Below are 9,195 nucleotides of genomic sequence, written 5' to 3' on the forward strand. Positions count from 1 at the left end.
TATGCTGGGTGATAAACAGGTACAAAGTACAGAGGGAGGATCGGCAGCTATACAGGCTGGACGCGATATTAATATTCAGGGACTCTCATTCAGTGAGGTTCAAGAGCTTTGCCTCATGCTACTCCGCGACAACTTCCCCAAGCTTAAAGAGGAAGCTAGGCGCACTGCTGAAGAACATGTGCGGTTATTTGCAAACGGGCTCGAACAGCGGCTGGCAAATGATGCGGCGTCAATTGCCCTTGAGAAATTCAAAGATCCTGATGTACAGGCCGCAATCAACGATGCGGTACTAGCCAGTGCAAGAAAAGGAGCTGCTGCAAATCCTAATATACTCGCTACACTGATTTCAGAGCGTGTTGCACCAATAAGTAGCGACTTCAAGGACATCGTTCTTTCAGAGGCTGTGCAAGTTGTTCCCAAGCTTACCGCTCAACAGATCGCATTGCTTTCGTTCGTTCACGCGGTTCGCTCGATAGTCTGCCAGGGTCTGACGTCTGCAGCGGGATTGGAACCCTTTGGTCAAATTGCCTTAGTGTTTTGCACTCCGGCGTTTGGGATATCAGAGTCGCAGAAGCAACACTTACAGTACTCGGGCACGGCATCTGTTAACAACTTACTTGGTGGTGACATATTCGCACAGCAGTCCGAGGAGTACAAGTACCTTGGACTAGAAGAGGGTTCAGCAGCCTTCCAGGCCGAACTGAAAAATACCGCGCCAACATACTTTAATCTGCTTGAGCAGTTCAACAAAGACCGTCTGCATGCTATTAACCTCACCAGCGTTGGACAGGCCATTGCCATAGCCAACATCTCCAATTTCATCGGGAAATTGGACTATGGGATTTGGTTAAAGTAAGTTTCACAATTTGCAAATTGACTGAAGTTGACTTCTGCCTCATACGTAATTGACGACGCATCGGTAAACGAAAAGGGCAGTTCCATAAAATTCGAGGTTCATTATTGAATCAGCATTAACTGATCTGAGTGCTTTACGCATTCGTATTACATATTACAAGACCTTGCTTAACTAGCAATGGCATGATGATCTGCTTAGCCTCAAGGTATAGCGTATGCGTGGCCTCGGGAGTCAGTCTAGGATTTCTGAACACGGCACGACCAGCATAACGATTAGCAGCATGAATCCCTACAGCAGACTTATGCGTCGCACTCAGCGTGTCAATGCAAGCGTCAACCTGTCTTGCCTGCTCAGCCTCAATCCTCGCATCAATTTCGTCCGCATCATCATAGACATCACTTGACTCTGAGCCTCGAGCGTAAATGGACGCTCTGGGTGCATCGAGGGGTGGACGGTAACGCATCGTCCATGCGTACCAAACCTGCAAAAGTTCTTCGACTTGTGCTGATTGTTTCTCTTTCTCTGTCATTGGCATTTCACTTCGCGGACTTGTGCTCACTCTTTCTCCGGCGCTACGAACTCACTGATAAAAACGCGGCACAGACCGCTCTTAACAACTGGCATCCAGGTCCCTGACCATTCCTTGAACAAACTGTCATCCTCAATGCACTGCGCGTGTGTCAGACTGTCCCAAATTGCTTTGAAGGCGAAGTTATCGCCGTCGCGTCGCCGCTTGTCTGGTGGGTAGAGCCAAACCGCGTAGGTCAGGAAGCCTTCGGGAGCCTTGAGCTTGTGCTGCCGCACGTAAGTAGCCACATGCTTCCGATACTCCAGACCTCGCTCGTTGATGTAGACCCTTCCCTTTCCCCTGCGCCAGTAGGTGTTCAGACTTGGTGGAAAAGGCAGCTCAAGAACCATCACGCCCTAAGTGCCTTCAACAATTCGTCTCTATTCACCTTGTGATACCTCTGCAAATAATCGAGCGCACCTTCTTGCCTTACACGGCTCGGCCTGAACGACCGGATAAAGGCAATTCGACACTTTTCACACTCACGTAGGTAGTAAACGCAACCGTGCTTGTGCGTCATTGCAAGTAGATCCCTGTCAGCATAAAAACCACAAAGCTCAGCAAGATAAACAAGTAAAGGTTTTTAAAATTCATGCGGCCTTCCTTTCGCCTAAGGCGGTTTGATAGCACTCGATTTGCACGAGGCTTAGCCTTTCCCCCTGCTCATGCGCAGCTTTGAGTCGCTTCGCCCAACGAAGATTGTCGAGTTCTGCCTGTGCCTCTTTAGAAAAACGCAGGGCCTCGCTTGCGATCTTGCGCAGCTGCTCAGCGACCAACGACTCCTCGGCCCTAGGAGATGGCAACAACACGTGCGAAACAGTCGGTGCCTGTCGGCAGACCGCACGAAACTCCTGGGCTGTCGGCGGCTTGCTGTCAGGCAGGTTGGCAAGGCCGAAGGCAATGGCCTGAGGGCGATCGACAAAGCCCTTGAGGCACTCTGCCCAGTCGGCTTTCACCTTCGCGATTGGCATGCCTTCCCAGCGTCCGAGAAAGTCACGCCCAAAGGCAATGCTCAGGCGATCAAAAATTGCGTCAACCCACTTTGCTGGCAAGCTCATGCGATTCTCGCCAGATGGTTTTGCAATGGAGTGATGTCGATGACATTGCTGTGAACCACCGCGCGAGTGCCGATTGCCTCTTCGTACCTGAGCCTGGCAGAGCGTTGGTAATTCGTTTCCGTGACTACTGCAGGGCTTGCCCTCGCTCTCTGAGCCACGGCCTGCGCCTCTTGCATTTGCCCGTCAACAACGGCAACGATGTAGGCAAAGCTTGCCTTCCCTCGCGCCTTTGCTGCCCTTGCCGCGTCGATGAACATGCCGACGTCTGCACCGGCCTCAAGCAAGGTCTTTAGCTTTGGATTTGACGGGCTCACGGCACCGATGCCTTCGCCTTTGAGGGCAAGGCAGACGATTGCGGTTTGCGAGGGTCGCGGTATTTTTTCTGTGCCCCCCTCTTCCGCAGGCAGCGAGCCCTGAATCGGTGAATCCGGAATCAGTGAATCCTCAATCAATGAATCAGGAATCAATGAATCATGAATCAATGAATCAGAGCGTGTTGGCACCTGCTTTTCACCGGCTGATAACGGTGATTTAACCGTTAAATCTTTAACGTCATGATATTTAGGATATTTTTTTGACTTCTCCGTGTGGTGAGGACACTGATGCTTTTCAAAGTTGATGACCTGAAGGTAACCAACACCGTTAACCACATACCTGTGGATGAAACCTAGTCGTTGCAGCACCGTTAGATAACCGTTAACGTCCAGATTTTCACGGTACGGAAACAACTCGGCCTTAATGCGTAACGGCCGGTCTTCTAGAATCCCTTCTTTGTCGGCCAGGCACCACAACCCTGCAAAGGTCAGACTGACCATCGGATCTTCGGTGCCTAGCAGCTCGTTAGTAAAGAAACTGGGTTTTATATTGCGCGCCCTTGCCATATCAATATGCTCCTACGTCAGGCCAAGGTTTTGTTGTGCTCAAGCTAAAGCGGGCTGGCCCAGCCTGGACGTAGCCAGAACATTTCGGCGAAGGTTCGACAAGGCACGCATTTCTTCATCAATCTGCGCGACGATCTGATCAGAGGCGGTGGCGCTGATCACCTCATCTTTAATCGCGTCAATCAGAAGACCTGACAACTTGCCCCAAAGCGCGGTGAGCTCCATGCTCTTAGTGCATAGGCCAAAGATCTCGGTCTCCGGCTCTGCCTCATCATCAGCGCCATCCACTTCAACAGAAACCAGACCATGCCCTGACGCTAGCGCCTTAATCCAGTCTGTTGCGTCCTCTCTGTTCTTTTCCTCCATCCATTCAGTCAGCAAGTCTGCAATTTCGACACTAACCGACTCACCTTCAAGCCCTCGCAACTTTGCGCGCAGCGTCTCTTTGTGCATCGTGCGACCACGACGATTTTGTAAAAATTGAGCGGCATCGGCCACACCACCAACTGTATTGCGCACGCTTGTGTAAAGAACGTCGCGCCAGTCAGTTTTTTCGTATCGGCAAGTCATTTTTGTTTCCTTGTTGGTAGGGTTGAATAAGGGTTTTCCGATGTAGTGTTTAGCCGTATATTTAGTGCTTGAGCAGTGACGCAGAAAACGTGTCAGCGCTCTTCTGTAATTGCACGTGATCGGAGTTCACGACTTACACAATCGGGTCTTAGGGATTGATCTTTGGCTCAGAACAACAAGCGGTTTGCGAAGTAAGTGGTTAGTCCTGAGGTAAGCGAATTGAAAAACATGTCTTTAACGAACGATGGTGTGGTGCACAGTGTGTTAACCACGCCTGTGCTTAGTGAGCTCTGGCCAGATCAGGAAGAAATCATCGGGGCGCAGTTCACTGCGCGTGACCTCACCCTTTGTGACTTGCTCAAGACCGGCACAGTTTTCAGGAGACGGTCGGCGGCCTTGGTAAGCCTTTCGCCACTGACGGATCTGGGCGTTACTTTTGACGTCATAACCCAGCGCAACCAACGCTTGCCTTAATTCGGAGACAGAAGGAGCCCCGTTAGAAGAAAGATATTTGTTCAAGTCCATCTTTTTATTTTAATAGCTTTTGCTACTACTATGCAAGAGCTTTTGCTACTACATCAAATGTTACGGTTTGTAAATGAACGAAATCAACATGACTGAATATCGAATTCAGCGCCTGAAAGATGCTATCGACCATATTTCCAAGGGAAATAAGTCTGACTTCGGGCGCAAGCTCGATATGAGAGATGGTGCCTTTATTCGGCAGATGCTTGCCGGGACACGTCCAATCACCGAGAAAACGATTCGTTCAATCGAAGCCTTTCACGGGATGGAGGATTGGTTTGCACCGCCTTCTAAACAAAAGCAGAAAGTCAGTGCGACCAACAAAAATGCTCAGGAAGCAGGCACAGATTGGCCTTTCAAACGACTGTCGTTAGAACGCCTGTCGCAACTGGATAAGGACTGTTTAAAGGTAGTCGAAAATCGCCTGATAGACCTCGTTGATGTTTTGCTAGGCGATCAGTCCAGCCAGAGTGCTGCGTCAAAGTCATCCAAGTAACTTTTAAAAATAATGTTGAGTCGTGCGGCCACAATCACGTGGCACGCACTGACTAAGCTTACTTGTCAGAGCGGCCTGAGCGCACTCAGGCTTTCGCCGCACGGTAGGCCGCCTGAACGGCCGGCACTAGCGAGGCGTGCAAAGTTCCCAGATTGGGTATCTGCCCCTGAGGTGCTGCGGGTGGTACCGAGAACCAGTCCGTGTTGTACGGCAGATCAATCGTTTGCTTCAAATTTAACTTGGTGTCGTAGCTCAACCCGGCTGTTTGATAAGCCGTCGGATTACGTTCACGCAAAATCGAAAACTCACCACTATAAAGAGTGGTGGTCCGCTGGCTCGTACCGTACGCAACGTTCACGTGAAACTGTGGCGCCTCGTCATCAAATACTTTGAGAATAAGTGCAGGTCGTGGCTTTGGTCGAGGATTGATATTGTCAGGAAAATGGCACCATACGATTTCACCGGCCGTTGGTTCTGGCCACCAAGCCACCGTCATGCAGCCTCGCTGTCAAACAGGCTTGAGCGTACCGAACGCTTAACGCCTTGCGGCACACGCTTTTTGATTTGGCGAAGCTGAACGCTTGTCAACGGACCATCATCGGCTTCGTACTGAGGCAGCATTTTTACCGCAAGCTCATGCAACGCCCTGTGGATGGCCTGTGTCTCATCAACGCCAAGTTGTTCGGCCAGGCGTTTAGCTGTTTCGCGTGTAATGCCCGTGGCGCTATCTATGCTGCGATAGCGAAAGGCGATTTGATTGGTTATGGCTCGTGCTGTCATAAGATCCTCACTGGTAGATATCTTTAAGATATCCATTTACTTTACATCTGTCAAGTAGCGATGGATAAATTCATCCAGTCTTTTACCTTTTAATAGTAGCGTTTGCTATCGTATTGAAAAGTAGCTTTTGCTACTATTTAATTTCAACATTGGGCGAAAGAAAAAGATGAACGATTTCAACGGCGAAGTGCAAACCAACTTTACGCGCTGGTCTTTACTCTCTGACGGATGGCATAACGCGAGTGGCTCTTACCGCCAAGGTTCCGAGTCCATCCCACCAAAGGCTTGGGTGTATGTATGCCTGTTCGGCACTCTCAGCCTCGCAGTTCTATTTACAGCCTCGGCCTTGGAGTTTGTCTGATGCGAAGAAAAACTTCAAAGCAAAGAGCGAACCCCGCACCGGGCCCCAAACGTGCGGCATTGCTAACGACTCCCTCAGCCACTCAGGAAAAAAGAATGAATGCAGTCGTCACCTTTAACGAAATGGAAGGCATGGCCGCCCACATCGTTCGGTCAAAACTATTTGGCGCAAAAGATGAGTCCCAAGCCATAAGCTTGATGTTGCTGGCACAGGCAGAGGGTATGCATCCAATGGCGGCGATTCAGGATTTCGATATTGTCCAGGGCCGCCCTGCCCGCAAAACGCATTCAATCCTCGCGCGCTTTCAGTCAGCGGGTGGCTCTGTCATTTGGGAAGAAGTCAACGGCCTGCGTGCTTGCGGAGTGTTCAGCCACAAGCAAGGCGGATCGCTGCGCGTCCAGTGGACGTTTGAACAAGCTAAACGCGTTGGCTTGACCGGAAAAGACAACTGGAAGAATTACCCGCAGGCCATGCTGCGCGCCCGTTGCATCGCAGAAGGAATCAGAGCGGTGTTTCCTGGTGCGATTGGCGGCATGCTTTCCGTTGAAGAAGCGCAGGACATTGTCATCGCACCACCAAAAGATATGGGCATGATCACGCCCACTGATAACAACAACCTGCGCACTCATTGGCTGAGCGCTGTCTCAAAGGCTCAAACACTAGACGCACTTGAATCAGTCTGGAAGCTTGGTCTTGTTGAGCTGAAGCAAGCCGCGGACACTGACCTGCATGCCGCCTTCAAAGCCGCAGTGCTTGAGCGCAAGGCGACACTCAAAAGTCTGATCATCACGGTTAACGAAGAAGGAAAAATCGAAGAGGCTGCGCTTTGAAATTAATTGTTTGTCAGCAGGGAACACCAGAATGGTTTCAAGCACGTGCAGGAAAGATCACGGCCTCGATGTTCAGCACGGCTTGCGATTATCTGAAGCCAACGAAATCAGAGCCGAGTTTGCGGCCGAGTCAGAAAAATCTCGACTATGCCTACCGGGTTGCCGTCGAACAAATTTATGGCCAAACAACTGAAGACACTTACGTAACTAGGGAGATGCGCCGAGGCACCAACCTAGAGCCTCTTGCACGCATTGCTTATGAAACCGTCACCGGAAATCTGGCCGAAGAGTCTGGCATCGTAGCCACCGACGATGAATTGTTTGCCTACTCTACCGACGGTCTTGTGGATGAGGACGGTCTGATTGAAATCAAAAGCCCGAACTCAGCTCGAAAGATTGTTGAGATGTGGACTACTGGCGATCTGTCAGAGTACGTGCATCAACTCCAAGGTGGTCTTTGGTTAACCGGCCGCAAGTGGCTCGACTTCATTATGTATGCACCTCAACTCGAAAGCGTTGGTAAAGACCTCTTTATCAAACGCATCGAACGTGATGAAGAGTTTATTGCCACGATGGAGCAACAGCTTTGGGATTTTGCCAAACGTGTTCAATCGCACGTGGCCATGCTTAAGGAGGCTGCGTGACAGAGACCGCTCTTACCCTCCAACAAGCTGCCAACACGTTAAGCCTTTCGTACAGCACGATCTTTAGCAAACGCCATGCCATTGGCTTCAGACTGCCGGGCTCAAGAGTCTGGCGCGTCTGGCCAAGCAAACTTGCAGAATTAACCCAACCACGTAATAATCGCCAGCGACTATCTCTCAGGATCGTCGGAGAAGCACAATGTCAATCTTCAAACATCCTGAGTCCGGTTTTTGGTGGCTCGATTTCCGCACACCAGACGGCAAACGAATTAGACGCACTACTCAAACGAAAGACAGGAAATCAGCGCAGGAGTATCACGACAGGCTAAAAGCCTCGGCGTGGCGCGTAGATAAACTGGGTGAGAAACCAGAGTATTCGTTTGATGATGCTGCGTTGGCCTACTTGAAATCATGCTCTGCTCAACGCGACTACCGCTCCAAGGTTTGTCACATTGCGTGGTGGCGTGAGAAATTTCAGGGTCAGCCTGTACGCTCTTTAACAACACGCGCAATCATGGATAACTTGCCAACTCATAAAGTTGTGCAAAGCGGTCCGGCCAAGCTCATGTCGCCTGCGACTAAAAACCGCTACCTGGCCACCATCCATAAAATGCTTACCAATGCTGCAGATATGGAATGGATCGAGGCTGCACCAAAGATCTTACGCTTTGAAGAGGCCGGCGTTCGTGAAAGCTGGTTAACGCAGGCTCAAGCTCGCGCCCTTATTGATGCGATTGAACCAGGCTGGATGCAGGACATTTGCATCTTTGCTCTCGCTACCGGTATGCGTGCGGGCGAGATTCTGTCGCTTGAATGGAGTCAGGTGGATAAGCTTCGTGGCCTTGTGTCTGTTCTGGCGACAAAGGCCAAGTCTAAAACCAGCCGGCCAGTGCCGCTTAATTCAGATTCACTAGACGTCATTAACCGCAGAGTTGGAAAACACAGGCAATTCGTTTTTGCCAGGGCCGGACAAGAAAGCACTGAAATTGACAGACGGATCTGGGCCCGCGCTTTGAAGGCCGCAGGAATCAAGAAAGATTTTCGCTTTCACGATCTGCGTCATACCTGGGCGAGCTGGCATACGCAAGCCGGAACACCGATGCTTATCTTGCAAAAGTTAGGCGGCTGGAAAACGCTTTCAATGCTCAACCGTTATTCACATTTGAATGCCGAGCATTTATTTCAACAAGCGGGGGCAAGTAATTTTTATGGCAGGATTCAGCCACAGCCAGACGCAGAAACTAAAACAGCCACTGGCTAAGGTGGCTGTAAGATATTAATTTCACTACGTTTTTTTGGCTCCCCGACCTGGACTCGAACCAGGGACCTGCGGATTAACAGTCCGTCGCTCTACCGACTGAGCTATCAGGGAATAGTCACTATGACCAAGGGCGAAATATTAGCATAATTTTTAGTAGCTTGCGCCGACAAGCAAGATACCGCGACGGATCTGCTCGGCTTAAGCCAAACTAGCCCTTACCATCGAGCCAATGGCAGCATTGACATCCTCCCCGGCCTAAAGGACGGGGACTCCTACGGCGCTACGCGATGATTTGCGAGTCGCTTCGGTGGGTTCCTGCTTCACAGAGCGGCCTGACTGCGCCAACTCTCCACAGGCTAAGACGC

At 50.6% G+C, this 9,195-nt stretch carries 14 protein-coding genes and 1 tRNA gene; 6 read left to right on the forward strand and 9 right to left on the reverse strand.

Going from position 1 to position 9,195, the window contains the following annotated elements; all coding sequences use genetic code 11:
* Nucleotide 1: 1 nt before the first annotated feature.
* Nucleotides 2-856, forward strand: coding sequence for an LPO_1073/Vpar_1526 family protein (locus BCM14_RS12040; RefSeq protein WP_106228269.1), 855 nt, complete (start codon nt 2-4; stop codon nt 854-856).
* Nucleotides 857-989: 133 nt separating this feature from the next.
* On the opposite strand, the gene BCM14_RS12045 is transcribed toward BCM14_RS12040, so the two are convergent.
* From BCM14_RS12045 to BCM14_RS12070, 6 genes are all read right to left on the reverse strand, one after another.
* On the reverse strand, nt 990-1,415 hold the full coding sequence (locus tag BCM14_RS12045; protein WP_106228270.1) for a hypothetical protein: 426 nt from the start codon (nt 1,413-1,415) through the stop codon (nt 990-992).
* Nucleotides 1,412-1,774 carry a RusA family crossover junction endodeoxyribonuclease gene (locus BCM14_RS12050; protein ID WP_106228271.1) on the reverse strand — a complete coding sequence of 121 codons (363 nt, stop codon included), beginning with the start codon at nt 1,772-1,774 and terminating at the stop codon, nt 1,412-1,414. Before BCM14_RS12050 ends, BCM14_RS12045 begins: the two co-directional genes overlap by 4 nt.
* Nucleotides 1,775-2,014: 240 nt before the next feature.
* Complete coding sequence (locus tag BCM14_RS12055) at nt 2,015-2,482, reverse strand: hypothetical protein (RefSeq protein ID WP_106228272.1); 468 nt, start codon at nt 2,480-2,482, stop codon at nt 2,015-2,017.
* On the reverse strand, nt 2,479-3,363 hold the full coding sequence (locus BCM14_RS12060) for a hypothetical protein (RefSeq protein ID WP_106228273.1): 885 nt from the start codon (nt 3,361-3,363) through the stop codon (nt 2,479-2,481). Before BCM14_RS12060 ends, BCM14_RS12055 begins: the two co-directional genes overlap by 4 nt.
* 39 nt (nt 3,364-3,402) lie before the next feature.
* Complete coding sequence (locus BCM14_RS12065; protein ID WP_106228274.1) at nt 3,403-3,933, reverse strand: phage regulatory CII family protein; 531 nt, start codon at nt 3,931-3,933, stop codon at nt 3,403-3,405.
* A gap of 264 nt (nt 3,934-4,197) precedes the next feature.
* Complete coding sequence (locus BCM14_RS12070; protein WP_259673593.1) at nt 4,198-4,458, reverse strand: transcriptional regulator; 261 nt, start codon at nt 4,456-4,458, stop codon at nt 4,198-4,200.
* Nucleotides 4,459-4,531: 73 nt separating this feature from the next.
* Here BCM14_RS12070 and BCM14_RS12075 point away from each other — a divergent pair, with 73 nt between their 5' ends.
* Nucleotides 4,532-4,954, forward strand: a complete 423-nt coding sequence (locus BCM14_RS12075) for a hypothetical protein (RefSeq protein WP_106228275.1) — start codon at nt 4,532-4,534, stop codon at nt 4,952-4,954.
* An 85-nt stretch (nt 4,955-5,039) separates the two neighbouring features.
* Here BCM14_RS12075 and BCM14_RS12080 read toward each other — a convergent pair whose 3' ends face one another.
* Both BCM14_RS12080 and BCM14_RS12085 read right to left on the reverse strand, forming a co-directional pair.
* The gene (locus BCM14_RS12080; protein WP_106228276.1) at nt 5,040-5,450 is read right to left on the reverse strand and encodes a hypothetical protein; all 411 of its coding nucleotides are present in this window, start codon (nt 5,448-5,450) and stop codon (nt 5,040-5,042) included.
* On the reverse strand, nt 5,447-5,734 hold the full coding sequence (locus BCM14_RS12085) for a hypothetical protein (protein WP_106228310.1): 288 nt from the start codon (nt 5,732-5,734) through the stop codon (nt 5,447-5,449). Before BCM14_RS12085 ends, BCM14_RS12080 begins: the two co-directional genes overlap by 4 nt.
* A gap of 166 nt (nt 5,735-5,900) precedes the next feature.
* Here BCM14_RS12085 and BCM14_RS12090 point away from each other — a divergent pair, with 166 nt between their 5' ends.
* The 4 genes from BCM14_RS12090 to BCM14_RS12110 all read left to right on the forward strand — a co-directional run bounded on the left by BCM14_RS12090 (nt 5,901) and on the right by BCM14_RS12110 (nt 8,830).
* The gene (locus BCM14_RS12090) at nt 5,901-6,095 is read left to right on the forward strand and encodes a hypothetical protein (RefSeq protein WP_106228277.1); all 195 of its coding nucleotides are present in this window, start codon (nt 5,901-5,903) and stop codon (nt 6,093-6,095) included.
* Between the two features lie 95 nt (nt 6,096-6,190).
* The gene (locus tag BCM14_RS12095; RefSeq protein ID WP_146129769.1) at nt 6,191-6,925 is read left to right on the forward strand and encodes a recombinase family protein; all 735 of its coding nucleotides are present in this window, start codon (nt 6,191-6,193) and stop codon (nt 6,923-6,925) included.
* Nucleotides 6,922-7,569 carry a lambda exonuclease family protein gene (locus BCM14_RS12100; RefSeq protein ID WP_106228279.1) on the forward strand — a complete coding sequence of 216 codons (648 nt, stop codon included), beginning with the start codon at nt 6,922-6,924 and terminating at the stop codon, nt 7,567-7,569. Before BCM14_RS12095 ends, BCM14_RS12100 begins: the two co-directional genes overlap by 4 nt.
* A gap of 199 nt (nt 7,570-7,768) precedes the next feature.
* On the forward strand, nt 7,769-8,830 hold the full coding sequence (locus tag BCM14_RS12110) for a tyrosine-type recombinase/integrase (protein WP_106228280.1): 1,062 nt from the start codon (nt 7,769-7,771) through the stop codon (nt 8,828-8,830).
* Nucleotides 8,831-8,865: 35 nt separating this feature from the next.
* On the opposite strand, the gene BCM14_RS12115 is transcribed toward BCM14_RS12110, so the two are convergent.
* A tRNA-Asn gene (locus tag BCM14_RS12115) sits at nt 8,866-8,941 on the reverse strand.
* Nucleotides 8,942-9,195: the final 254 nt, after the last annotated feature.

It is taken from the genome of Jezberella montanilacus, assembly GCF_003003055.1.
Lineage (GTDB): Bacteria > Pseudomonadota > Gammaproteobacteria > Burkholderiales > Burkholderiaceae_B > Zwartia > Zwartia montanilacus.